The organism is Rhizobium sp. R634, assembly GCF_002211305.1.
GTDB lineage: Bacteria > Pseudomonadota > Alphaproteobacteria > Rhizobiales > Rhizobiaceae > Rhizobium.
Map to the genome: position 1 here is coordinate 208,104 of NZ_LOKW01000004.1, position 24,772 is coordinate 232,875.

Here is a 24,772-nt window from a genome sequence, read left to right on the forward strand (position 1 = left end):
CGACGCCTCCGATTGTCAGAAGGAACGCGACGATGAAATCCCTCGCACGGCTCGCACTGTCCGCCGCCGTCATTCCGTTCATTTTCATTCAGGGTGCACAGGCCGACGGCCTTTCCGGCGCTCCGGCTCCCTTCGACAAGGGTGGGGTCAAGGTGGCGCTGATCAGCTACATCTCGGCCGGTGATTTCTTTCAGGCCTATCAGGCGGGCGCCGAGGCCCAGGCCAAGGCTCTGGATATCGACCTGCGCGTTTTCCCCGGACGTCAGGATGCCGCCGAACAGCGCGAGCAGATTCTGCAGGCGATCAATCTCGGCGTCTCCGGCATCGTCATCGATCACGGCCTGCCGGAATCACTCGGCGACGTCGTGCAGCAGGCGCTCGACAACGGCATCAAGGTCGTGGCCTTCGACGTCAACCTGAACAACCCGAAGATTCCGCAGGTCGAGCAGAGCGATCACGAGCTGGCGTCGCTCGCCCTCGAGCAGGCGGTCAAGGATAACGGCAAGGACTTCAAGGCGGGCTACGTCTATGTCGCCGGCTTTGCACCGCTCGACCGCCGCAACGAAGTCTGGGAAAAGTTCAAGTCCGACAACAAGGGCGTGGTCGAAAAGGCCCGCTTCGGCAATGTCAGCGACACGACGGCGACCTCGACCGCCGACCAAGCGAAGGCCGCGCTCACCGCCAATCCCGATATATCCGTCGTTTTCGCCCCCTATGACGAATTCGCCCGCGGCGTGAAACTCGCCGCCAGCGACCTCGGCATATCGAACAAACTCAAGATCTATTCCGCCGACGTTTCGACGGCCGATATCCAGGAGATCACCGAGGAAGGCAGCCCATGGGTCGCCACCGTCGCGACCAATCCTGCGGTCGTCGGCGCCGTCTCGATCCGCGCCGCCGCCCTCGAAATCGCCGGCCAGACGGTTCCCCGCCAAATCACCGTGAAGCCGACGCTTCTGACGCAGGAGAGCCTGCGTGCCGCCGGCGTCAAGACGATCGAGGATCTGGCGCAGAAGATCCCGGCCTTCAGCACAAGCGATGCGGCGACCGCCAGCTGGATTCCGGACAAGCTGTTCTGAGACTGCGCACGTCGATCCTTCCGGCGGAGCCTAGGCTTCCGCCGGATCATCTTGTTTAAAGAATTGGAGTTCCGCCCCATGAGCCAATCCAATGTCGTCTTCGCGACCAGCCGCAACCCGACGCGGGAAGAGCTTTTCGCCCGCGCCGAGGAGATCTCGGCCGACCTGTCGCGGCGCGCCGCCGAACTCGACCGCGAAGGCCGCCCGCCGCTTGCCGAGATCGTCAAGCTGAAGAATGCCGGCCTGCTCAACGCGCTGCATCCCACCGAGATCGGTGGCGGCGGTCTCGACTGGGTCGACGGACTGAAGCTGGTGCGCATCCTCGCCCGGGGCGAGAGCTCGATCGGCCAGCTGCTCGGCTACCACTATGTCAACAGCCAATATGTTTACTGGGCGCTCGAAGGCGCACGCGCTCACGCCTTGGGCAGTGAAACGGTCGCCAGGAACCTTTACTGGGGTGCGGCGGTCAATCCTCGCGACCCCGGGCTGGTGCTGACCCGCCGCGGCAACGGCTATGTCTTGAACGGGCGCAAATCCTTCTCCACGGCGGCGCGGGTTTCCGACTACATCAATGCCAATGCGGCCCTCGACGACAAGATTGCCGGTTTTGCCGTGCCGACCAACCGGCCGGGCTACGTCGCCAATGACGACTGGGACAATATCGGCCAGCGGCTCTCCGACAGCGGCAGCGTCGAGTTCCACGACTTTCCCGTCTACGAGGAGGATCTCGTTGGCGCACCCGCCGCTCCCGATGCGGCCGCACCGGTGCTGTCGACCTTCAACACGCCTTTCATTCAGCTGGTCTTCGTCAACTTCTATCTCGGCACGGCAGAAGGCGCGCTCAGGGCGGCGGTGGATTATGTCCGCACCACCACCCGGCCGTGGATCACCTCTGGCGTCGAGCGGGCCGCCGACGATCCCTACATCCTCGAACGCGTCGGCGAATTCACCGCCGCGCTGAAGGCTTCGGCGGCTCTGGCCGATAGCGCCGCCGCCGCCGTGCAGGCGGGTCTTGCCCGGGGCCGAAACGTGACGGCGCGCGAGCGCGGCGAGGCGGCAGCGGAGGCCTATACCGCCAAGGTGCACGCCACCCATGTCTCACTCGACATCACCTCGCGTGTCTTCGAGCTAACAGGAGCGCGCTCGACGGCCGACAAATACCGGTTCGACCGGTTCTGGCGTAACGTCCGCACCCATACGCTGCACGATCCAGTCTTCTACAAGGCGAAGGAAGTCGGCGAGTTCGTGCTGAACGACAGGATCCCCGAGGTAAGCCTCTACAGCTGAGGCGCGCGCCGCCTTCTTGATGACAAACCCGCTCTCTACCCTACGTCATCCTCGGCCTTGTGCCGAGGATCTGCTGCCCCATCGACCGGAGGCAGATGCTCGGGACAGGCCCGAGCATGACGAAAGAGGAGTTAGCCGACTCGTTGGCAGCCTGACCACCGCCATCGCCAGAGGTAGTGGTTTTTCTTTGCAGCGATAAAAATTTCAGAGCGCGCCGTTCTTCGGCGGCGTCACGCCATTCAGATGGTAATTGCCGACGACGTGATATTTCCAGCGCACTGGATCATGCAGCGTATGGGTGCGGGCATTGCGCCAATGGCGGTCGAGATTGAGACCTGTTTGTACCGACGACGTCCCGGCAAGCTCGAAGAGCGTATTCGAAGCCTCGAGCGCGACTTCTGTCGTCAGCACCTTGGCGGCGGCAACGGCAAGCGTCGCCTCGACCACCTTCTGCTCGGTCGTCTCGACCTGTGCGGCATCGACCTTGTGGCCGGCGCGTTCGACAAGGGCGGTCGCGGCTTCGAGCCGGATGGCGATCTGGCCGACCTTGGCAATCGTCAGCGGGTCGTCGGAGGCGCGGTCGAGGCCGCTATCCATCCAGGGGCGCGATTTCGTCCTGACGAAATCAAGCGTTTCGGCAAAGGCCGCGCGCGCGATGCCAAGATCGATGCCGGCATGGATGATCTGCCCGACGGAGCCGATCGTCGTCGGCCGCTCGAAGCCCCTGTGATGGAAGACGACGGAATCGGCGCTGACATAGACATTGTCGAGAACAGTCGTGCCGCTGCCGGTGGTGCGCTGGCCGAAACCGTCCCAGTCATCGACGATCTCGACACCTTCGGTGCCCTTCGGCACGAAGGCCATGGTCAGCCGCTCCTCCGGATCGAGGGCGAAGACAGTAATCCAGTCGGCGAAGAGCACGCCTGTGGAATAGAACTTGCGGCCGTTGATCCGGTAGCCCGGGCCGTCGCGGGTGATGCGCGTGTTGTAATGGCCTACTGTCTTGGTGCCGCGCTCGGAAAGCGCATTGCCGAACCGGTCGCCGGCGAGCACGCGGCCGAAGAAATAACGTTGCTGCTCTTCGCTGCCATCGGTTCTCAAGGCTTCGAGGATATAGAAATGGTTCTGCGGAATCTGACCGATCGAACCGTCCGCCTCGGAAAGGATCGCCGTGATTTCGGCAAGCACGGCGTTGGAAACGTCGAGCCCGCCGAATTGCGCGGGCACGGTGATCGCCAGCAGACCCGATTGGGCGAGAAGATCAAGTTCGCCGAAAGGCAAGATCCGGTCGGCATCACGTTCGGCGGCGCCCGCGGCAAATCGCGCGGCCAGTCTTCGGGCGGCCGCGATCGCTTCCTCGTCGCTGCCGATGCGAGCCGCCACCGGCCGGATTTGATCTGTTTGCCTCAGCACGCTGTTCATCGATGCCTCCAATTCTGTCGATGCTATCGGTGAAAGAAATCGCGCGCCGAGATAAGAGTACAAATTCTATAGATGCGATGGAAAATAAAAAGTGTTTGCTTATCGGCCTCAAGCGGCCGCGTTTAAGGTTTCGGCCCAACGGCCACGCTGGGGGGACGGCAGGTATTCCTCGTTGAAAATGCCGCATGCGCCTCAATTTGATTTCGAGGAACTCCTACCTAATCGATGTCAGGGGCAGGCGGCCGCCTTGCTCGATCCATGAGGAAAATCATGACCCGTTCACGGCAATTGCGCCTCGGCGCCTTCATGCGTCCCGTCAGCCTGCATACCGGCGCTTGGCGCTATCCTGGTTCCTATCCCGACGCCAACTTCAATTTCGCCCATCTGAAGTCTTTCGCGCAGGCGCTGGAACGGGCGAAATTCGACGCCTTCTTCATGGCCGACCACCTCGCCGTGCTCAACATGCCGGTCGAGGCGCTCAGGCGCAGCCACACGGTAACCTCCTTCGAGCCCTTCACATTGTTGTCGGCGCTGGCCGCTGTAACGGAGCGTATCGGCCTCGTTGCCACCGCTTCCACCACATTCGACGAGCCCTATCATATCGCCCGGCGTTTCGCCTCGCTCGATCACATCAGCGGCGGCCGCGCCGGCTGGAACATCGTCACCACGTCCAACCCCGACGCCGCGCTGAATTTCGGCCTCGACGAACATGTAGAGCATGGCGAGCGTTATCACCGCGCCCGGGAATTCTACGATGTCGTGACCGGCCTGTGGGACAGCTTCGCCGACGATGCCTTCATCCGCGACCGGGAAAGCGGCCTGTTCTTCGATCCTGACAAGATGCATGTGCTCGGCCACAAGGGGGAGGAGCTCAGCGTCCGCGGGCCGCTCAATATTGCCCGCCCGCCGCAGGGCTGGCCGGTCATCGTCCAGGCCGGCCAATCCGATCCCGGCCGCCAGTTGGCCGCCGAGACCGCCGAAATGGTCTTCTGTTCGCCGCGCGATCTTGCCGCCGGCAAGGCGCTTTATGCCGATATCAAGGGCCGCATGGAAGCGATCGGCCGCCACCGCGACCATCTGAAAATCCTGCCTGCCGCCTTCGTCATCGTCGGCGATAGCATCGAGGAGGCCCGCGCCAAACGTGCCGCGCTCGATAGCCTGGTGCATTACGACAGCGCCATCGCCTCGCTTTCGATCGCACTCGGTCATGATGCTTCAGGTTTCGATCCCGACGCCCCCCTGCCGGCCGATATTCCCGATACCAATGCCAGCAAGACAGGCCGCGCCCAGGTGCTGAAGCTTGCCGCCGAGGAGAACCTGACCGTGCGCCAGCTGGCGCAGCGCTACGGCGGCTATGCCGGCCTCGCCTTCGTCGGCACGCCGGCCAGCATTGCCGACGAGATGGAACGCTGGTTGGAGGAGGAAGGCTCGGACGGTTTCAATATCGTCTTCCCCTATCTGCCGCAGGGTCTTCTTGACGTCACCGAGCGACTGGTTCCGGAGCTTCAGCGCCGCGGCCTGTTCCGCAGCGAATATCAAGGCACGACGCTGCGCGAGCATCTTGATTTGCCGCGGCCGGAGAACCGGTTTTTCGCCTAAGGTAAATGAGGCATCGCTGCCCGTCGCTCAGCTCCGCGCGCCGGCCGGGCGCCAGGGATCGACGCATTCGACCCCGAAGGGGATGAAATGCGCGACATTGCGCGTCACGAGTTTCAGCTCGTGTTCCAGTGCAGTGGCAGCGATCATCCCGTCAGCGGAGGGGCGCTTGTCCGAGGTTGGCAGCAGGCCGGCCCGGCTGGCTGTCGCTGTATCAAACGGCAGGATGCGGTTGGCGAATTCGACAAGCACGATTTCATCCATCCAGCGGCGCAGATCCTCGGCAAAGTTGGGATCTCTTGTCTGCTCACGTTGGATGCCGAATTGGATTTCCATGATCGTTACCGCCGAAAGATACGCGTCGGCAACAGAAAATTCCTTCATGAACCCCTGGAATTCCAGCGCCTGTCGCTCGACCCTCCGCGCGGCCGAGACAACATTCGTATCGAGCAGGAATGCCATCAGAACTCGACCGTTCTGTTATCGAAGTCCAGTCGCTCGGGCTCGAATTCCCTTTCGTCAGCCTGCGGATCGCGCAGTGCGGCAAAGAGAGTCTTCGGCGCCTTCCAGTTCTCTTGGAATTCCGCATAGCTGACAAGCACATAGGCCGCCTCTCCGTGATCGGTGATCACGAGCGGACGCTCGCTCGCCTCCTTCTTCGCCTTACTCGGATTCTGGTTGAAGGCGGCGCTGGTCATGAAGGACATTTTCATCGAAATCATCCATACTACATTTACTCAGAAATATACTACATTCAATTCACTTTACAAGGTCGCGAGGACAGAGCCTGCTCGGGCAAACAGGAAAACAGTCCTCAGACCATCGCCTCAATCTCAAAGGCATCGCTTTCCCCCTGCACCAGTTCCAGCGGCCAGATGATGTTGCGGCCGCAATCCGGGTAGAGCTCGCGATAAGCCGGCATGTTGGCGAGAAGCATTTCGCCGAGCGCTATGCCGAGATCGTAGAGCGACATGCGGAAACAGCTGAGCGAGGGCTGCAGGAAGCGTGCGCGCGGCGCATCGCGGAAGCCGATCACCGCGAGGTCGCGGCCGGGCACGATGCCCGATTCCATCATGCGACGGTAAAGGCCGATCGCCATCAGCTCGTAGATCAGGACCACCGCCGTTGGCCGGTCCTCAAGCAGCAGCAGTTCATGCGCCGCCTGATAGCCGCCCTGTTCGCTCGACTTGACGCGGATGACGAGCGACGGATTGAAGGGGATGCCATGCTTTTCGAGCGCACGGCGATAGCTTTCGACAAAGACATAGCCGAGGTTGACCTCGCTTGAGGGCGCGGTGATCGCAATTCGGCGGTGGCCGCGCGCGGCCAGCCGTTCGACGGCGCGTTCGGCGACGCCTTCGAAATCGAGGTCGATCCAGGGGAAATTGCCGGCCGAAAGACTGCGGCCGACGGCAGCGAAGGGGATCCTTGCCCGCGAGAGTAGATCGATACGGCGATCGATGCGCTGCGTGTTCGAGATGATCATCGCATCGACGACACGCCGCGCCACCATGCGCTTCAGATATTCGCACGGGTCCTCGTCGCTCGGGCAGGGCAGCATGAGCAGATCGAGCTTGTGGCGGGCAAAGACATGCTGCAGGCCGCTGGTGACGCCGAGGAAGAAGTTGTCGGCATTTTCCACCGCTTCCTGACTCGATTCGATCATCAGGCCGATGACCTTCGTCTCTCCCTGCCGGAGGCTCCGCCCCGACTGGTTGGCGACATAACCAAGCTCCTCGGCCGCCGCCAGCACGCGCCGGCGAGTTTCCTCGTTCACATCGGGCTTACCGTTCAGCGCCCGGGAAACCGTGCCGATCGAAATATCAAGGTGCTCAGCGAGCTGACGAATCCCTCTCATTGACGACGGTTTTCCCTTGGTCCGCATTTTCGCGATTGGCCTCTATTGACAGTTCAAAATGTTTTCGCCTACAGTCGTAAACGTTTACGGGGTGCGTGTCACGAGGAGAGTTGGCGCCATTCCATCGGAGGAAATCGTGAAATTCAGTGCCATTCTGTGCGGGTGCGGAGCTATGTCCAAAGGTTGGTTGCGCGCCATCGCGTCCAACCCTGAGCTCGCCGATTCCATCGCCATCGTCGGCCTTGTCGACCTGAACCGGGAGACGGCGGAAAAGCTCGCCGCCGAGTTCGGTCTGGACGGCGCCGTCATCGGCTCTGAGCTTTCCGAAGTCATCGCTGCGACGAAGGCCGATCTCGTCTTCGATATCGTCATTCCGGCCGCCCGGTACGACGTCGTTTCGACGGCGCTGAGAGCAGGGTGCCATGTGCTCAGCGAAAAGCCGATGGCGGCCTCGCTCGCCGAAGGTGCCGCGCTGATCGATCTCGCCGCGGAAACCGGCCGCATCCACGCCGTCATTCAGAACCGCCGCTTCATATCGGGTGTCCGGCGCCTGCGCCGTTTCGTTGACAGCGGCGCGATCGGCGAACTGACCGGCATTCACTGCGACTTCTTCCTCGCGCCGCATTTCGGTGGCTTCCGCGAGGAAATGGACAATGTGCTTCTTCTCGACATGGCGATCCATACTTTCGACGCGGCCCGCTTCGTCGCGGACAGGAAGCCGCTCGCCGTCTATTGCGTCGAGCGCAATCCGAAAGGTTCCTGGTATCGGCACGGCGCTTCGGCAAACGCCATCTTCGAATTTTCCGACGATATCGTCTTCACCTATCGCGGCTCCTGGTGCGCCGAAGGCGAGCGCACGAGCTGGGAAAGCCAGTGGCGTCTCGTCGGCTCGAAGGGAATGCTGACCTGGGACGGTGAGGAGAATTTCAAGGCTGCCATCGCCGGCGAAGAGCCCGGCCTTCTCCGTGGCTCTGCTTCCGTAAACGTTCCCGGTCCCGAACATGACGAGGAAACCCACGGCCACGCCAGCGTCATCGCCGATTTCATTGCGGCGATCCGCGGCGGCAGGCAGCCCGAAACCGTCAATTCCGACAATATCAGAAGCCTTGCCATGGTCTTCGGCGCGATCGAAAGCGCAAAGACCGGCCGGCGCATTGAAATTTCAGCATAGGATGAAGTGACGTGAGCAATCCCGCAAAATCAATTCGCATCGGCACCATGGTCAGCGGCAACAAGGGCGATGCCGCCCAGCGCATCGGCCAGATTGCCGACCTCGGCTTCGAAAGCTTCGAGCCCTTCTTCTGGCAGACGACAAAGGGACAGGACCTTGCCGAACTCGGCAAGCGCTGCCTCGATGCGATCGGCGACCGCGACATCACCATCTCGACGCTCGGCATGTTCGGCAATCCGCTTGAGGAGACGGCGATCGACCTCGAGACCCTGCAGGGCTGGAGAGACTGCATCGACAATGCCCATCATTTCGGCGCGACCTGCGTCGCCGGTTTCACCGGTCGCGTCCGCGGCAAGCCGCTGACCGACAGCCTTGCGCGCTACAAGCAGATCTGGAGCGAACTCGCCAAGCGCGCCGCCGACAAAGGCATCAGGATCGCCTTCGAAAATTGCGCCATGGACGGCAACTGGGCAAGCGGCGACTGGAACATCGCCCATAATCCCGACGCCTGGGAGCTGATCTTCAACGAGACGCCGGATGATCATATCGGGTTGGAATGGGAGCCGTGCCATCAGATGGTCTATCTGATCGATCCCATGCCGCAGATCCGCAAATGGGCGCACAAGATCTTCCATGTCCACGGCAAGGACGCGACCATCCGCTGGGAAGTCATCAAGGAGCACGGCATCTTCGGCAAGGAGAAGTTCGTCTTCATGCGCACGCCGGGCTTTGGCGATAGCAACTGGACCGACATCATTTCCGAGCTGCGCCTCGCCGGCTGGTCAGGCTCGATCGACATCGAAGGCTGGCACGACCCGGTCTATCGCGACGAACTGGAAATGACCGGTCAAGTCTACGCGTTGAACCACCTCAAGCATGCCCGGGGCGGCGAATTCGTCGTCGATCCGGTCTGATGATATCGTGGCCGGCAAGGAGGAATTGCCGGAACGGGGATAACCACAAAGGAGGAGAACCATGGCTATCCGCAAATATGCAATTCTCGGCGCTCTGGCGCTTGCAGGCGTTTCGCTTTTCGGCCTCTCGGCCAAGGCCGAGGACGTCACCCTGACGCTTTGGTCGCTTGATAAGGATATCCAGCCGGCGCCGAACCTCGTCAAGGAATTCAATGCCCAGAACAACGGCATCAAGATCGAATACCGGCTGATCCAGTTCGATGACGTCGTCACCGAGGCGATGCGCGCCTATGCCACCGGCCAGGCGCCCGACATCATCGCCGTCGACAATCCGGAGCATGCGCTGTTCTCGTCGCGCGGCGCCTTCCTCGACCTCACCGACATGATCTCGAAGTCGACCGTCATTAAACCGGAGAATTATTTCCCCGGGCCGCTGAAGTCGGTCGAATGGGACGGCAAATATTACGGCGTGCCGAAGGCGACCAACACGATCGCGCTCTACTACAACAAGGATATGTTCAAGGCGAAGGGTCTAGACCCGAACAAGCCGCCGCAGACCTGGGACGAACTGGTCGAGGATGCGCGCAAGCTCACCGACCCCGCCAAGAACGTCTATGGTCTCGCTTTCTCGGCCAAGGCCAACGAGGAGGGCACCTTCCAGTTTCTTCCCTGGGCCCAGATGGGCGGCGGCAGCTATGAGCACATCAACGCCGATGGCGCGGTGAAAGCGCTGGAGGTCTGGAAGACGATCATCGACGAGAAGCTCGCTTCTCCCGACACTCTGACGCGCGGCCAGTGGGATTCCACAGGCACCTTCAATTCCGGCAATGCGGCAATGGCGATCTCGGGTCCATGGGAGCTCGATCGCATGACGCAGGAAGCGAAATTCGACTGGGGCGTCACCCTGCTTCCGGTTCCAAAGGAAGGTGCCGAGCGCTCGTCCGCCATGGGTGACTTCAACTGGGCGATCTTCGCCACCAGCAAACACCCGGCCGAAGCCTTCAAGGCGCTTGAATATTTCGCCTCGCAGGACGACAAGATGTTCAAGAATTTCGGCCAGCTCCCGGCCCGTTCCGACATCTCGATCCCTGAGACAGGCCAGCCGCTGAAGGACGCCGCCCTCAAGGTCTTCCTCGAACAGCTGAAATACGCCAAGCCGCGCGGCCCCCACCCGCAATGGCCGAAGATCTCCAAGGCGATCCAGGATGCCATCCAGGCGGCGCTGACCGGCCAGATGAGCCCGAAGGACGCGCTCGACCAAGCCGCGGATAAGATCAAGGCTGTGCTTGGGTGAGGCGCGGTTCGGCGCAGCCGAAGCAATCGATCCAGTGAATCGATTGCAGCGACGAACGCCCGAAGCGGAAGCGCAGGGCTGGGGGTGCCTCTTGCTCCCCCTTCTCCCCAGCGGGGAGAAGATGCCCAACGGGCAGATGAGGGGGGTGAGGAGCGAAGCGACGAGCGTTCTGAACGCAAGTGAAGAACAGCAAACGCCGAGCCTGCCGCCCCCTCATCCGGCTGCCGCCACCTTCTCCCCGCTGGGGAGAAGGGGACTACCCACCGATGGCGAAGGCCATTAACCATTTCCTCCCGGCAGGGGCCGTCTCCCGCATCATGCGCCAGGCGGCCCCGATCGGAGCATCGGAGGACGCATGAAGAGGATCCTGATGAGCGTCAGGGACGGCCGCGGTTTCGATATCGTGCTCGTCGCTTTCCCGCTCGGCTTTCTGTTCCTGATGGCGGGGCTGCCGCTCATCTACAATGTGGTGATGAGCTTCCAGGAGGTTGACATGTTCAGCCTCGGCACTTTCTCGCGCCCCTTTGTCGGCTTCAAGAATTACACCGACCTCTTCGCGCAGCCGGAAACGCTGCCGATTCTCTATAACACCGTCATCTTCGTAACCGGCTCCATCGCCGGCCAGTTCCTGATCGGCTTCGGCCTGGCGCTGTTCTTCTGGGTCAATTTTCCCGGAGCCTCATGGATGCGCGGGCTGTTTCTCGTCTCCTGGGTGATGCCCGGCCTCGTCGTCGGCGCCATCTGGAACTGGATTCTCTCGGGCGATTTCGGCGTGCTGAATTTCATCCTCAGGGAAAGCGGCATCATCTCCGGAAATATCTTCTGGCGCTCGGATCCGCATTACTCGCTTTATGCCGTGATCATCGCCAATATCTGGCTCGGCACCTCGTTCAACATGATCCTGCTGTCCGTCGGGCTTGCCGGCATTCCCGCCGATCTCTACGAAGCGGCCGAACTCGATGGCGCTAATGTCTGGCAGCGCTTCTGGACGATTACACTGCCGATGATGCGCTCGACCATCGGCGCCATCATCGCGCTCGGCCTGATCTTCACCCTGCAGCAGTTCGATCTCTTCGCCGCGATCACCTCGGGCGGGCCGAACAATTCCTCCAACGTCACACAATATTGGGCCTGGGACCTTTCCTTCCGGCAATACGACTTCGCCAAGGGCGCGACGATCTCCGTCATCATGATCGTCTTCGTCATGTTCGCGTCCGTCGTCTACGTCCGCTCCACACGTCATGAGGTGCGCGGATGAGCATGACCACGAACCGCGACCGGCTGATGCTGGCAATATCGATCGTCATGGCGGCGATCTATCTCTTCCCGCTCTACTGGATGTACATCACGGCGCTGAAAAGCGGCTCGGAGATGTTCGCAACGCCGCCGAGCTTCTGGCCGGCAGCCCCCCAATGGGGCACCTACACCTATGTCTGGGAAAGCCGCGACATGGGCCGCTATCTCTGGAATTCGCTGATCATCGCGCTCGGCGCCATGACGCTGATCACCGTGCTCGGCGTCGGCTGTGCTTACGTGCTCGCCAGATACCGCAACGTCTGGGTCGATGTAGGCCTGTTCCTGATCCTGATGCTGCAGGTCCTACCGGCATCGCTGATGATCACGCCGATCTTCGTCGGCTTCTCGCAGATCGGTTTGCTCAACTACCCGCGCCTTGCCGTCGTCATCGCAATTGCGGCAAAGAGCATGCCCTTCTTCGTCGTCCTGGTGAGGGCCACCTTCATGAGCGTTCCTCAGGAACTGGAGGAAGCAGCCCTCGTCGACGGCAATTCGCGCGTCGGCGCCTTCTTCAACATCGTGCTGCCGCTCGCCCGCAACGGCATCCTCGTCAGCGCCATCCTGATCTTCATGCAGGCCTTCGGCGAATTCGTCTATTCGAAGTCGATGATCCAGGCGGCCGAGCTTCAGCCGGCAAGCGTTGGTCTCAACTCCTTCATGGGGCCGAACACCAACGAGTGGAACAACATCATGGCCTACGCCACGATGTATGTGACGCCGATCCTTGCCATCTTCGTTCTCTTGCAGCGCCGCATCGTATCCGGCCTCACCTCTGGAGCCCTCAAATGACCACACAGATCGAGCTCAGAGGCGTCAACAAATATTACGGCGCCTTCCACGCCCTGAAAAACATCGATCTATCGATCGCCAAGGGCACCTTCGTCGCACTCGTGGGTCCTTCGGGCTGCGGCAAGTCCACGCTGCTGCGCTCGCTTGCCGGTCTCGAAAGCATCTCGACCGGTGATCTCAAGATCGCGGGCGAACTGATGAACGGCGTGCCGCCGCGCAAGCGCGACGTCGCCATGGTCTTCCAATCCTATGCGCTCTATCCGCACATGACGGTCGAGGAGAACCTGACCTACAGCCTGCGCATCCGCGGCGTCGCCAAGGCGGAAGCCAAGAAAGCGGCCGAGGACGTGGCGGCGACGACAGGCCTTTCGCATCTTTTAAAGCGTTATCCGCGCGAGCTTTCCGGCGGCCAGCGCCAGCGCGTCGCCATGAGCCGCGCCATTATCCGCCATCCCAAGGCCTTCCTGTTCGACGAGCCGCTCTCGAACCTCGACGCAGCACTGCGCGTCCACATGCGCAAGGAAATCCGGGCGCTGCACGACCGGCTGAACGCAACCTTCGTTTATGTCACCCACGACCAGGTGGAAGCGATGACGATGGCCGACCATGTGGTGGTGATGCGCGACGGCATCATCGAGCAGCAGGGCGCGCCGCTTGATCTCTACGACCGGCCGGCGAACCGGTTCGTGGCAGGCTTCATCGGTTCGCCAGCGATGAATTTCATTCCGGCGATCGTCGCGGAAGACGGCAAGGGTCTGGTCTTGGATTTCGGCGCGGTGAAGCAGAAGCTTGCGCTGGCACGCGCCGTCGAACCCGGGCGCAAACTCGTCGCGGGCATCCGGCCGGAACATATCGAGGTCGTCGCTCCCGGGCAGGGCAGCTTCGACGTCCCGATTGCCTTCGTCGAATCGACCGGCTCTTCGACCTTCATCGTCGCAGCCACCGAACCGGAACTGACAATCGTTGAGACGCGCCGCGACAGGGTTAAGGCGGGAGACATGATTGGACTCTCGGTCGATCCGGCCCAGATCCATCTCTTCGATGCGTCGACGGACCGATTGATATAACAACTGGTGGACAGGGGCGGTGGTCAGCTTCATAACCATCATCGGCCTCTGCGAAGGGATTGCTTCCGCACGAGTCATTTCCGTCACATCTGCAGCATCCGGATCTTCTCATGGCATCCTCCCCGATATCAGCGCGTCTTTCGCCGGCCGCGTCGCCCCGCCTCATCGTTCTGGCCGAAACCGTCTTGAAAGCGGGCGAAACCGCCCGCGCCTCGCTTCGGCGGCGGACGTCGGCGGAAATGCTGGCCAAGGCGCCGCGCGATTACCAGACCGAGATCGATGTCGCCGTTGAGCGGATCATCGTCGATGAGATGCTCAAGGCCTTTCCCGACTATGCCATCCAGGGTGAGGAGGCGGTCGGCAACCGAACGGCTGGACCGGAGACGCCGATCATCTACATCGACCCGATCGACGGCACCACGAACTATGCGTGGGGCGTTCCGCATTTCGGCATAACGATCTCGATCGCCGAAGGCGGCAGAATGGTCGCGGGTGTCGTCTATGACGCCATGCAGGATGAACTGTTCAGCGCCGAACTCGGCGGCGGCGCCTATCTTAATGGCGAGCGCATCCGCTGCGCCGATGTCGACGACATCGAGAACGTGCTGATCGGCGCCGGTCTGCCGATTCCCGGCCAGGTCAAGGCCGTTGCGGAAGAGACCTATTTCGACGCGATCAAACGCCTGATGGCCAACACGGCGGGCGTCCGCCGCCTCGGCTCGGCGGCTTTGTCGATCGCCTATGTCGCGTGCGGCCGGCTGGACGGTTTCTTTGAGGACGGGCTCTCGATCCATGATTTCGGCGCATCGGCGCTGATGGTCGAAGAGGCAGGCGGCATCGTCAGCCGTTTTTCCGGCGCGGAAGTCGACGGGAAAGGCGATATCCTCGCCGCCAGCCAGGCGCTGCATCCCTGGCTCAAGGAAGGCTTTCAAAGCAAAGCCTGATTGTTTTCAACCGGCAGCGACATAGCTCTCAGCGTCATCTTCAATTGGCGGTGATAGCAAGACTGCGCTCATGGCGCCTCTTATGGAAATCGGCGGCGCGAGACACTATCTTTGGTCAAACAAAGGAGACACCCAATGACCGAAGAACGTGCAGTGCTCGCCGGCGGCTGCTTCTGGGGCATGCAGGACCTCATCCGCCGCTATAAGGGCGTGATTTCGACCCGCGTCGGCTATACCGGCGGTGATGTGCCGAACGCCACCTACCGCAACCACGGAACCCATGCCGAGGCGATCGAGATCATCTTCGATCCGGCCCGGATCAGCTATCGGGACATCCTCGAATTCTTCTTCCAGATCCACGATCCGAGCACGCGCAACCGCCAGGGCAACGACGTCGGCACGAGCTATCGTTCGGCGATCTTCTACACGAGCCCAGAGCAGGAGCGTGTCGCCCGCGATACGATCGCCGATGTCGACGCATCGGGCCTCTGGCCCGGCAAGGTGGTCACCGAAGTCGTGCCTGTCAGCGATTTCTGGGAGGCCGAACCCGAGCACCAGGATTATCTGGAGCGGATACCGAACGGCTACACCTGCCATTTCGTCCGGCCCGGCTGGAAGCTCCCGGCCCGTCAGAAGATTGCCTGACGCTGTTCATGCATGGCCGGCATACGGATGCCGGCCATGCATCGCGCCAGCGTTTGCTTGGCGCTGACTTGACCTTCAGGACAGTGTATGGCCGGCAATTACGCGCACCACCTCATCGATGTCCCGATCGTGAATTTCGTGTCCTCCGCCGGCAATCCGGTGCAGCTTTGCATTCGGAACGACACGCTTGAAGGCCTCTGCATGCTCGATTGGGAATAGCGGATCCAACGTGCCATGGATCACGAGAACCGGCGCCTCTATGTGGGACGCATGCAGCGTGACGCCCTTATCGTCGCTCAACAGCATGAAATGGTTCGTCGCACTGACAAAAGACGGTGCGCGGTTCATGTCGCGCGCGATCAGGGCGCTCACCGCCTCGGCGTCGTGCGGATGCCCGATGCCGGCAAGCATGGCTGAATCGCGGCGCAGGAAGTCGGCGATGGCTTCCAGGTCGGACCAGTCGATGCTTTCGGCGGCGGCGGAGTGTGCCTTGTAAGCTGCGGTGGAGGAGGGCAGGCCGTCAACTCCGACCGGCGAAGAGCTGATCAGGGTGAGTGTCCGCACCCGCCGGGGAAGGCGCAACGCGGCTTCCTGCGCCACGAAACCGCCCATCGACATGCCGACGAGATGCGCGGTCTCGATGCCATAGGCGTCGAGAATGGCGATGGCGTCATCGGAGAGATCGCTGAACGAATAGCCGGGTTTGCCTGGCGGATAATGCGTGGAAAGGCCGGTGTCGCGCTGGTCGTAGCGGATGACGTAGCGCCCTTGGGCGGCGAGCGCCTCGCAGAACCGTTCCGGCCACCACAACATCGAGGACATCACGCCCATGATCAGCAGCACGGGCGGGTTGGCCGGATCGCCGAATGCCTGAGTCTGGAGCTGTACTCCGTTGAATTCGACAATCCTGTCGGCGACGGGAGACGAGCTTATTGCTTCCATGGCGTCACATTTCCGATTGCATATTGAAACTGGTTTAGCCTTGCACAACTGATCCTGATATGCAATCTGTTTTTGGCGGACGCCAAGTCAGAGGAGGATGAGTGTCATGGCATGGGATCGCGCTGATTTTTATGATGCGGAATTGGCGCGGCACAATCGGCACCTTCGGGATGTTGCCGATGTCGGCGCGGCCGACCGGGTGCTCGACATCGGCTGCGGTGCGGGGAAGACGACGCGCGAGGCCGCCCTTGCCGCGAGGCAGGGGGAAGCGGTCGGCGTCGATACGTCCGCGGAGATGCTCGCCGTCGCAAGGCAGCGGAGCGCTGGGGAAGGTTTGCGGAATCTGACATTCGAACAGGGCGACGCGCAATTCCACCCATTCCCGACGGCAAGTTTCGACCTCTGCGTCAGCCGGTTCGGCGTGATGTTTTTTGCCGATCCGGCAGAGGCCTTTGCCAATATCGGCCGGGCGATACGTCCCGGCGGGCGGCTGGTTTGGATGGTGTGGCAAAGTCCGGAGCGCAACGAGTGGTCCCGCGCCATCCGGCAGGCCCTGGCGGCCCCAATTGTGGTTTCCAAGGGAAGGCCCGATCCGTTTTCGCTCGGCGATCCCAGTGTCGCTACCGCGCTTCTCAGCGCGGCAGGCTTTACCTCGATCGACTTTATCGACGTCCGGGAGCCGGTCTTCTATGGACCGGACGTCGATGCCGCGTGCAATGCGCTTGCCGGCCTCTATCTTGTGACGGACGCGCTTGCGCGCGCAAACGAACAGCCCGACAGGCCACTGCAGCGGCTGCGCGACCTACTGCAGGCGCATATGACCCCGGAGGGTGTGCTGTTCGACTCGCAGGCGTGGATCATCACCGCTCGTCGGGCGACGGAATAGTAATACGCGTCGTCGCCGCCACCTCTCAATAGCGCGGTATGTAGTCCAGGCCGCCGTCGATCCGTGCCGGACGCCCCTCCAGGAAGAGCTCGCCGATGCGCGGCGCCGAGCGGGCGACAACCTTGCCGCGGCGGATCACCGCCAGCCGGTTCGGCTTCAGCCGCAGCGCTTCCAGCGTATCGCTTGCCTGGAGGATGACGAGGTCGGCATTGCATCCCTTCTCCAGGCCATAGGCGGCAAGCCCCATCGTCTTCGCCGAATTGACGGTCAGCGCGTCGAAGATCCTTTTCTTGTCGTCGATACCAGCCATCTGCGCGACATGGATCGCCATATGGCCGACCTCCAGCATGTCGCCCGATCCCATCGAATACCAGGGGTCCATGACGCAATCGTGCCCGAAGGAGACATTCAGCCCGGCATCCATCAACTCGCGCACCCGGGTCATGCCGCGGCGCTTCGGATAGGTATCGTGCCGGCCTTGCAGCATAATGTTGATCAGCGGATTGGGGATCACGTTGATCTCTGCCTCCGCCATCAGCGGGATGAGCTTGGAAACATAATAATTGTCCATCGAATGCATCGAGGTCAGATGCGAGCCGGCGACACGTCCCTGCAGGCCGAAGCGGATGGTTTGCGCGGCCAGCGTCTCGATATGGCGCGAGAGCGGATCGTCGGTTTCGTCGCAATGCATGTCGACCGGCAGGCCGCGATCGGCGGCGATGCGGCAGAGCGCCTCGACCGAAGCCGTACCGTCGTCCATGGTCCGTTCGAAGTGGGGAATGCCGCCGACGATATCGACGCCCATGTCGAGCGCCCGGTTGAGCGCGTCGATCGCCCCCGGCGAGCGGTAATAACCGTCCTGGGGAAAGGCGACCAGTTGCAAATCGATATAGGGCGCGACCCTTTCGCGGACTTCGATCATCGCCTCGACGGTCACCAGTCTGGGATCGCTCGTATCGACATGGCTGCGGATAAAAAGCAGGCCTTGCGTCACCGCGAGATCGCAATAGCTCAGCGCGCGATCGACCAATTCTTCCCGCGTCACGATGGGGCGCAGCTCCCCCCAGAGCGCGATGCCCTCGAGCAGCGTGCCGGAGACGTTCATGCGCGGCAGCCCGAGCGACAGGGTGGCGTCCATATGGAAATGCGGATCGACGAAGGGCGGGCTCACCAGCCTGCCGGTTGCGTCGATTTCCTCTGCCGCCTGCGCCTGCAGATTGCGCTCGACAGCAACGATCCTGCCGCCCTCGATACCGATATCGATGCCGGTTCGGCCATCGGGGAGATTTGCGTTTCTGACGATTAGATCGAACATCGGAACCTCGCTGGAAAGGACGGCTTCACCGCTCGCCGCGGCGATAGGGCTGCATCAGCGCCTGCGGGACGCGGGCGCGGCGGGCCATGACGGCTAGCGCGGCAATGGAAAGGATATAGGGCGTCATCAGGAAGAGCTGATAGGGCACAAGCCCGGTCAGCGCGGTTTGCAGCCGAAGCTGAAAGGCATCGAAGAAGGCGAAGAGCAGGGCGCCGAAGAGTGCCCGGCCTGGCCGCCATGAGGCGAACACGACAAGCGCGATGCAGATCCAGCCGCGCCCCTGCACCATGGTCGGGAAGAAGCTGTTGAACGCCGACAAGGTCAGGAAGGCGCCGCCCATTCCCATCAGCGCGCTGCCGATAATGACCGCACCGTATCGCACCTTCATCGGATTGACGCCCTGGGCCTCCGCCGCATGCGGATTTTCGCCGGTCATGCGGATTGCGAGCCCGACGGGAGTTCGGAAGATGATGTAGGCCATCAGCAGGGCGATAAGGATCGCAAGATAGGTCGGCACGGTCTGCGTAAAGAAGGCCGGGCCGATGAACGGCAGCGTCGAGAGACCGGGGATGGCGATCGGCTGAAACGGCACGATGGTCGGCGGCGTATTGGCGAGCGGCACGATCAGCCGGAAGACATAATAGCTGAAACTGGAAGCAAAGAGCGTGACGCCAAGGCCGGAGACGTGCTGGGACAGGCCGAGCGTCACGGTCAGTGACGCATGCAGCAGGCCGAAGATGCCGCCGGCGACCGCGGCGATCAGCAGGCCGGTCCAGAGATCGGCGCCGTGATAGACGGAAAGCCAGCCGATCATCGCGCCGAAGGTCATGATGCCTTCGATGCCGAGATTGAGCACGCCGGCCCGTTCGCAGAGCAGCGCACCGAGCGTACCGAAAATCAGCGGCGTGGCGATCCGCAGGATTGCCGCCCAGAGCCCGGCGGAGGCGATGATATCGAACAATTGCGTCATCGCCGGATCCTGTATTGCGTGAAGAACAAGGCGATCAGCATCGTCAGCAGTGACAGCGCCACCGTGACGTCGGCAATATAGGTCGGGATGCCGAGACCCCGGCTCATGCCATCGGCGCCGACGAACATGGTGGCCGTGAAAATGGCGGCGAAGACCACGCCCAGCGGATTGAGATTGGCGAGCATCGCGACGACGATGCCCGCATAGCCGAAGCCGGGCGACAGGTCCGTCGTCACATAACCCTTGACGCCCATCACCTCGATCGCGCCGGCAAGCCCCGCAAGCCCGCCCGAGACACAGGCGACCTTGACCAGCGTCCTGCCGAGCGGCACGCCTGCGAAGACCGCGCCGGCGGGATTGAGGCCGGCGGCGCGCGACTGCATGCCGAACACGGTGCGGGACTGGACGAAGTGAACGGCGACCGCCAGGGCGATCGCGATCGCCAAACCGATATGCAGGCGCGAGCGGGCGATCAGCTTCGGCAGCATGGCGTGATCGCTGACGGATTGCGACTGCGGCCAGCCGAAGGCGAGCGGATCCTTGAGGACGCCATCTATGAGCATCGAGACAAAAAGCACGGCGATGAAGTTCAGGAGCAGGCTGGTGACGACCTCATCGACGGAAAAGCGCAGCCTGAGCCACAGCGGGATCAAAATCAGCACCATGCCGGCGATCGCACCCATAAGCAGCAGCAGCGGAATGAGAAGGGGTGCCGGAAGATTGCCCAGCAGTTTCGAGCTTGCCGCCGCAACGGCGATGGCGCCGAGATAGAACTGGCCCTCGGCGCCGATATTCCAGAGCCGCGCCCGGAAGGCGACGGCGGCGGCAAGTCCGGTCAGCATGAGCGGCGTTGCCCGCGTCAGCGTTTCGGTCGCCGAAAGCCGCGAGCCGAAGGCACCGGTCAGGATGCGCCAATAGGCATCGAAAACAGGCGCGCCGGCAATCGAGATCAAGATGCCTGCCAGCGCCAGCGCCGCGATGACGGCGATGACGGGCGTGACGATCAGCAGGTAAAGCGGGCGGTGCTCGCGGCGCTCAAATCGCATGACCGGCCTCGCGGGTCTCTTGCCATTCGCCTGCCATCATCAACCCCAGCCTGCGGGCATCGGCGCCGTCGGTCTCGACGGGCGGCGACAGGCGGCCGCCGACAATCGCCTGTATGCGGTCTGCGAGCGCGATCACCTCGTCAAGATCCTCCGAGATCAGCAGTACAGCGGTTCCCTGCCGGCGGGCTTCGAGCAGGCGCGCATGCACGGCGGCGACCGCACCTTCGTCTAGGCCGCGGGCAGGCTGGGCGGCGATCAGAATGCGCGGCCGGCGATAGAGGCTGCGCCCGAGAATGAGCTTTTGCATATTGCCGCCGGACAGCAGCCGCGTGCGGATCGCCGGGCCGCCGCCGCGAACGTCGAAGCCGTCGATGATCTCTCTCGCAAAGGCCATGCCCGCCTTGCGGTTGACGAGACCGTGGCGGGAGAAGGCCGGCGAGGCGATGCGCTCCAGCACGGCGTTTTCCCAGATCGCCATTTCGCCGATCACGCCCTCGTGGTTGCGGTCCTCGGGAATGCGGCCGATGCCGGCGTCGACGACATCGGCGACGCCAAGATTGCCGACCACTTCGCCGAACAGGCTGAGGTCGCCGCCGCTGCGCGCCAGCGTGCCGGAAAGAAGATGCATCAACGCCGCCTGTCCGTTGCCCGAGACGCCGATAATGCCGAGGATCTCTCCCTGATGCAGCCGGAAACTGATCGATTTCAGACGATCGATGCCGCCGGTTCGCACGGTCACGCCTGAAGCCTCGAGTGCAACGGCACCAGGTGTCGACGGTTCGCGAACGGGCCGCGTCACGCGGTGCCCGACCATCAGCTCGGCGAGTTCCGCCTTGCTCGTTTCAGATGCCCTGCGCTCGGCGACCATCCTGCCGGCGCGCAGCACGACGATGCGGTCTGCCGCCGCCATCACCTCGTCGAGCTTGTGCGAGATGAAGATCAGCGACAGGCCCTGGCGTGCCATTTCCTTCAGCGTCGTGAACAGCCGCTCGGCTTCGATGTTGGTAAGCACCGCCGTCGGCTCGTCGAGAATTAGGATGCGAGCATCATTGTAGAGTGCCTTGAGGATCTCCACCCGCTGCTGCTCGCCGACGGAAAGGTCGCCGAGGCGGGCATCTGGATCGACCTGAAGGCCGAAGCGCTCCGAAATCGCCAGGAGTTTCTTGCGCGCCGCCGATGTTGCCGATCGCCAGGACCAAAGGCCTTCCGTGCCGGTCATGACATTTTCGAGAACGGTCAGATTGGGCGCGAGCGAGAAATGCTGATGCACCATCCCGACGCCGGCGCGGATCGCCGCGCGCGGCTTGCCCTGCGGCACCTCGGCGCCCTCGATCAGGATTCGGCCGGCATCCGGCACGTAGTGGCCGAAAAGGATGCTCATCAGCGTAGTCTTGCCCGCGCCGTTTTCGCCGAGCAGGGCGACGACCTCGCCTTTGGCAAGCGTCATGGAAATATCGTCATTGGCGAGATTGGCGCCGAAGCGTTTGCTGACGCCGGTAATTTCCAGAACAGGCCCGGTCATGACGGCAACCCCGCCACCGGAAAACGGTGCTGCCATCGCCCCTCCGCCTCCAGGCGTGCCGCAAGCGACAGAAGCCTCGGCTCGTGACCCATCGGCATCATGAGCTGCACCGGCAGCGGCATGGCGTGCTCATCCTCTCCGAAAGGCAGCGTCAAAGCAGGAAAACCGGAAACATTGGCAAGGCAGGCAAGCGGCGCAAACGCAGTCATTCGCTCCAGATGCAAATCGGTGTCGTCATGATCGGACGGAAAGGCGCCGATCGCAAGTGGCGCGGAGGCGAGCATCGGCATCAGGATGCAGTCGACCCTGTCGAACAGCGCCCAGAGGGCGTGGCTCACCAGCACCGCATCGTTCAGCGTTTTCCAGAGTTCGGTAGCCGCAAGCGCTCGTCCGCGCATCGCGAAAGCCTGCGTCAGGGGCTCGGCCCTGCGTTCCTCGACGGCTGCCGCCTCGATGAGCGCGACGAGATTGACCGAAACGATATCGGCAAAGGCGCGGCCGCTGGCGGCGACGCTCGATTCGAAGTCCACCCAGGCCAAGGGAACGATGGCGTGTCCGTCCTTCTCGAGCGCACGCGCGGCGTCCGCGACGGCCGTAAGGCGATCGCCCTCGGTCGGGTGGGCCGGTCCGGTATCGGTCAACAGGCCGATCCGCAAACGGGCGGTGTCGACATCGGCGCGAGAGGGATCGGGAACGGGTCCGCGTGCATTGCCGCACAGCCGTTCGAAAATCAGCGCGGTATCCCGCACCGAGCGGCAGACCGCCAGTTCGCTCGCAATGCCGGCAAGATGATTGCCGAAAGATGGTCCGCCGGGGATGGCGCCGCGGGTCGGCTTCATTCCGACCAGGCCGCAACAGGCGGCGGGCACCCGGATCGAGCCGCCGGCGTCGGTGGCATGGGCAATCGCCACGATGCCGGCGGCAACCGCTGCCGCCGCACCGCCGGACGAGCCGCCGGCGGTGCGCGTGGGATCGAGCGGGTTGCGACAGACCGGCCCGATTGCCGGTTCGCTGGCGAGCGAAAGACCGAATTCCGGGCTCGTCGTCAGACCGAACAGGCAGAAGCCGGCGTCGCGGAACCGTGAAGCGAGATCGGAGTCGGCTTCGCCGCCCTTTCTCTTGAAGAGGCGGGAACCGGCCGTTACCGGCAGTCCGCGGAAGGGACCGCCGAGATCCTTCGCCAAGGTGGGCACGCCGGCAAAGGGTCGCGCCGAGAAATGCTCGGGCGCGCTCTGCCGCTCCCGGTCGCAGGCCTGCGCCGCGGCGAGACCCATGGCGCCGTCGAGATAGGCGATCGCGCCGAGCGGCTCATGCCGCGCGGCGGCCTCGAGGGAGGTCTGCATCGCTTCCGCTGCGCTCAGGCTGCCATGCCTGATCGCTGCCACCAGTTCCGTCGCGTCGCCCTGCATGGGGCGAACTACTTCGGCTCTTCCATCATCTTCGGCACTTCGAAGGTGCCGGCCTTGATCTCCGCCCGCTTGGCTTCCATCGCGGCCTCCGCCTCGGCAGGCGCCACACCCTTCACGAAGACGATATCGCTGCCGCCTTCCTTCATCAGGCCGTAGGACGTGTAGTTCCTGCCGACCGGTTTGCCGGCGGCGACATCGGCGATCGCGGCATTGAGGATCGGGCGGAAATACCACATGGCGTTGGCAAACACCGTGTCCGGATAACGCGGCGTGTAATCGACCAGCGAACCGACGGACTTGATGCCGCGTTCCTTAGCGGCATCGGCCGTGCCGATGCGTTCGCCGAACAGGATGTCGGCGCCGGCGTCGATCTGGGCGAGACCGGCCTCGCGGGCCTTCGGCGGGTCGAAGAAGGTACCGATGAACGAGACTAGGTGCTTTGCGTCGGGATTGACAGCCTTGACGCCTGCGGCAAAGGCGTTGATCAGCATGTTGACTTCGGGGATCGGAATGGCGCCGACCGAACCGACGACGTTCGACTTGGTCATCTTGCCCGCAAGCATGCCGGCCAGATAGGCGCCGTCATGGTTCCACGTGCCGAAGACGCCGAAATTGTCGCCGGCCTGCTCGCCGCTCGAACCGAGCACGAAGGCGGTCTCCGGATAGTCGGCCGCGACTTGCCGGGCTTCCTTCTCCACCGCATAGGCTTCGCCGATGATCAGCTTGTTGCCCTGTTCGGCATATTCGCGCATGGCGCGCGGATAATCGGTGCCGGAGACACCTTCGGAAAAGACATATTCGATGACGCCTTCCTTGGCGGCGTCCTGAAGGGCCTTGTGAAGACAGGAATTCCAGGCGTTTTCAACCGGCGAGGCATGAATGCCGGCGACTTTCAGCGGGGCGGCAGCCCTTGCGAGCGGGGCGAGACTGCTCACGCCGAGCGCAATGCCCGATGCGATCACTGCCCGGCGTGAAATCAGGATGTCTTTGGTCATCGATTGCTCCCATTTTTTACCATCTGGTTCAAAAATCATAGTAGCGCCTAAAAATGTGTCAAGGAGAGAACGGGCTTAAAAATCAGGCTGATCGACCCTTTAGGCTCTTTCCACCACCGCCGAATTTTTGCGTGTCTGCCGGGCGTCGCGACTTGGCGGAAAGAACGTGGCGTGGCAGGCTGGACCCCGATGCCGCCGCGCTTTTCGGTTGAGAATTTCCATTCCAACAAGCGCCTCCTTCGCTTCGGCGCGAGGAGAGCTCGGGCCGGATCTGCAGGGCTTGGCGCGACGATATTTGCAGGATATGCAGAGAACTGTTGGGGTG

At 62.6% G+C, this 24,772-nt stretch carries 23 protein-coding genes; 12 read left to right on the forward strand and 11 right to left on the reverse strand.

The features are described from left to right. The first annotated feature begins 32 nt into the window (after positions 1-32). A complete protein-coding gene (locus tag ATY77_RS07990; protein WP_088686860.1) occupies positions 33-1,079 on the forward strand; it encodes a substrate-binding domain-containing protein in 1,047 nt (348 codons plus the stop codon). Positions 1,080-1,157: 78 nt separating this feature from the next. After that, the gene (locus tag ATY77_RS07995) at positions 1,158-2,366 is read left to right on the forward strand and encodes an acyl-CoA dehydrogenase family protein (RefSeq protein ID WP_088686861.1); all 1,209 of its coding nucleotides are present in this window, start codon (positions 1,158-1,160) and stop codon (positions 2,364-2,366) included. A 204-nt stretch (positions 2,367-2,570) separates the two neighbouring features. Here ATY77_RS07995 and ATY77_RS08000 read toward each other — a convergent pair whose 3' ends face one another. Beyond that, positions 2,571-3,788 (reverse strand): SfnB family sulfur acquisition oxidoreductase, encoded by a 1,218-nt coding sequence (locus ATY77_RS08000; protein ID WP_088686862.1) that lies wholly within the window; start codon positions 3,786-3,788, stop codon positions 2,571-2,573. A gap of 270 nt (positions 3,789-4,058) precedes the next feature. Here ATY77_RS08000 and ATY77_RS08005 point away from each other — a divergent pair, with 270 nt between their 5' ends. Then, the gene (locus ATY77_RS08005; protein WP_088686863.1) at positions 4,059-5,387 is read left to right on the forward strand and encodes an LLM class flavin-dependent oxidoreductase; all 1,329 of its coding nucleotides are present in this window, start codon (positions 4,059-4,061) and stop codon (positions 5,385-5,387) included. 27 nt (positions 5,388-5,414) lie between these two features. Here the strand turns inward: ATY77_RS08005 and ATY77_RS08010 are convergent, their stop codons facing one another. The 3 genes from ATY77_RS08010 to ATY77_RS08020 form a co-directional block, all read right to left on the reverse strand. Beyond that, positions 5,415-5,846, reverse strand: a complete 432-nt coding sequence (locus tag ATY77_RS08010) for a type II toxin-antitoxin system VapC family toxin (RefSeq protein ID WP_088686864.1) — start codon at positions 5,844-5,846, stop codon at positions 5,415-5,417. Then, positions 5,846-6,106, reverse strand: a complete 261-nt coding sequence (locus ATY77_RS08015) for a type II toxin-antitoxin system Phd/YefM family antitoxin (protein WP_088686865.1) — start codon at positions 6,104-6,106, stop codon at positions 5,846-5,848. Before ATY77_RS08015 ends, ATY77_RS08010 begins: the two co-directional genes overlap by 1 nt. Before the next feature lie 92 nt (positions 6,107-6,198). After that, complete coding sequence (locus tag ATY77_RS08020) at positions 6,199-7,242, reverse strand: substrate-binding domain-containing protein (RefSeq protein ID WP_088686866.1); 1,044 nt, start codon at positions 7,240-7,242, stop codon at positions 6,199-6,201. A 136-nt stretch (positions 7,243-7,378) separates the two neighbouring features. Between ATY77_RS08020 and ATY77_RS08025 the strand changes: the two genes are divergently transcribed. The 8 genes from ATY77_RS08025 to msrA all read left to right on the forward strand — a co-directional run bounded on the left by ATY77_RS08025 (position 7,379) and on the right by msrA (position 15,362). Next, positions 7,379-8,413 (forward strand): Gfo/Idh/MocA family oxidoreductase, encoded by a 1,035-nt coding sequence (locus tag ATY77_RS08025; protein WP_088686867.1) that lies wholly within the window; start codon positions 7,379-7,381, stop codon positions 8,411-8,413. An 11-nt stretch (positions 8,414-8,424) separates the two neighbouring features. Continuing rightward, on the forward strand, positions 8,425-9,327 hold the full coding sequence (locus ATY77_RS08030; protein WP_088674807.1) for a sugar phosphate isomerase/epimerase: 903 nt from the start codon (positions 8,425-8,427) through the stop codon (positions 9,325-9,327). Positions 9,328-9,388: 61 nt separating this feature from the next. After that, positions 9,389-10,621, forward strand: a complete 1,233-nt coding sequence (locus ATY77_RS08035; protein WP_088686868.1) for a sugar ABC transporter substrate-binding protein — start codon at positions 9,389-9,391, stop codon at positions 10,619-10,621. A gap of 355 nt (positions 10,622-10,976) precedes the next feature. After that, positions 10,977-11,879 (forward strand): sugar ABC transporter permease, encoded by a 903-nt coding sequence (locus tag ATY77_RS08040; protein ID WP_003595640.1) that lies wholly within the window; start codon positions 10,977-10,979, stop codon positions 11,877-11,879. Next, positions 11,876-12,706 (forward strand): carbohydrate ABC transporter permease, encoded by an 831-nt coding sequence (locus ATY77_RS08045; RefSeq protein ID WP_088686869.1) that lies wholly within the window; start codon positions 11,876-11,878, stop codon positions 12,704-12,706. Before ATY77_RS08040 ends, ATY77_RS08045 begins: the two co-directional genes overlap by 4 nt. After that, complete coding sequence (locus ATY77_RS08050; protein WP_088674811.1) at positions 12,703-13,773, forward strand: ABC transporter ATP-binding protein; 1,071 nt, start codon at positions 12,703-12,705, stop codon at positions 13,771-13,773. Before ATY77_RS08045 ends, ATY77_RS08050 begins: the two co-directional genes overlap by 4 nt. A gap of 110 nt (positions 13,774-13,883) precedes the next feature. Beyond that, on the forward strand, positions 13,884-14,717 hold the full coding sequence (locus ATY77_RS08055) for an inositol monophosphatase family protein (protein WP_088686911.1): 834 nt from the start codon (positions 13,884-13,886) through the stop codon (positions 14,715-14,717). A 135-nt stretch (positions 14,718-14,852) separates the two neighbouring features. Further along, positions 14,853-15,362 carry a peptide-methionine (S)-S-oxide reductase MsrA gene (gene msrA, locus ATY77_RS08060; protein ID WP_088686870.1) on the forward strand — a complete coding sequence of 170 codons (510 nt, stop codon included), beginning with the start codon at positions 14,853-14,855 and terminating at the stop codon, positions 15,360-15,362. A 75-nt stretch (positions 15,363-15,437) separates the two neighbouring features. Here msrA and ATY77_RS08065 read toward each other — a convergent pair whose 3' ends face one another. Then, entirely contained in the window at positions 15,438-16,304 is an 867-nt protein-coding gene (locus ATY77_RS08065) for an alpha/beta hydrolase (RefSeq protein ID WP_088686871.1), read from the reverse strand. 106 nt (positions 16,305-16,410) lie between these two features. Here ATY77_RS08065 and ATY77_RS08070 point away from each other — a divergent pair, with 106 nt between their 5' ends. Continuing rightward, positions 16,411-17,190, forward strand: coding sequence for a class I SAM-dependent methyltransferase (locus ATY77_RS08070; RefSeq protein ID WP_088686872.1), 780 nt, complete (start codon positions 16,411-16,413; stop codon positions 17,188-17,190). A gap of 25 nt (positions 17,191-17,215) precedes the next feature. On the opposite strand, the gene ATY77_RS08075 is transcribed toward ATY77_RS08070, so the two are convergent. From ATY77_RS08075 to ATY77_RS08100, 6 genes are read right to left on the reverse strand one after another with little or no spacing between them, the layout of a single operon-like run. Beyond that, a complete protein-coding gene (locus ATY77_RS08075; protein ID WP_088686873.1) occupies positions 17,216-18,505 on the reverse strand; it encodes an amidohydrolase family protein in 1,290 nt (429 codons plus the stop codon). 25 nt (positions 18,506-18,530) lie between these two features. Continuing rightward, positions 18,531-19,475 (reverse strand): ABC transporter permease, encoded by a 945-nt coding sequence (locus ATY77_RS08080; protein WP_088686874.1) that lies wholly within the window; start codon positions 19,473-19,475, stop codon positions 18,531-18,533. Then, positions 19,472-20,521: an ABC transporter permease gene (locus tag ATY77_RS08085; RefSeq protein ID WP_088686875.1), complete on the reverse strand. Its 1,050-nt coding sequence runs from the start codon at positions 20,519-20,521 to the stop codon at positions 19,472-19,474. Before ATY77_RS08085 ends, ATY77_RS08080 begins: the two co-directional genes overlap by 4 nt. Then, positions 20,511-22,043, reverse strand: coding sequence for an ABC transporter ATP-binding protein (locus tag ATY77_RS08090; RefSeq protein ID WP_088686912.1), 1,533 nt, complete (start codon positions 22,041-22,043; stop codon positions 20,511-20,513). The genes ATY77_RS08085 and ATY77_RS08090 overlap by 11 nt, the downstream gene beginning before the upstream one ends. Further along, positions 22,040-23,452, reverse strand: coding sequence for an amidase (locus ATY77_RS08095; protein ID WP_088686876.1), 1,413 nt, complete (start codon positions 23,450-23,452; stop codon positions 22,040-22,042). Before ATY77_RS08095 ends, ATY77_RS08090 begins: the two co-directional genes overlap by 4 nt. A gap of 8 nt (positions 23,453-23,460) precedes the next feature. Then, positions 23,461-24,447, reverse strand: a complete 987-nt coding sequence (locus ATY77_RS08100) for a BMP family protein (protein ID WP_004674459.1) — start codon at positions 24,445-24,447, stop codon at positions 23,461-23,463. Positions 24,448-24,772: the final 325 nt, after the last annotated feature.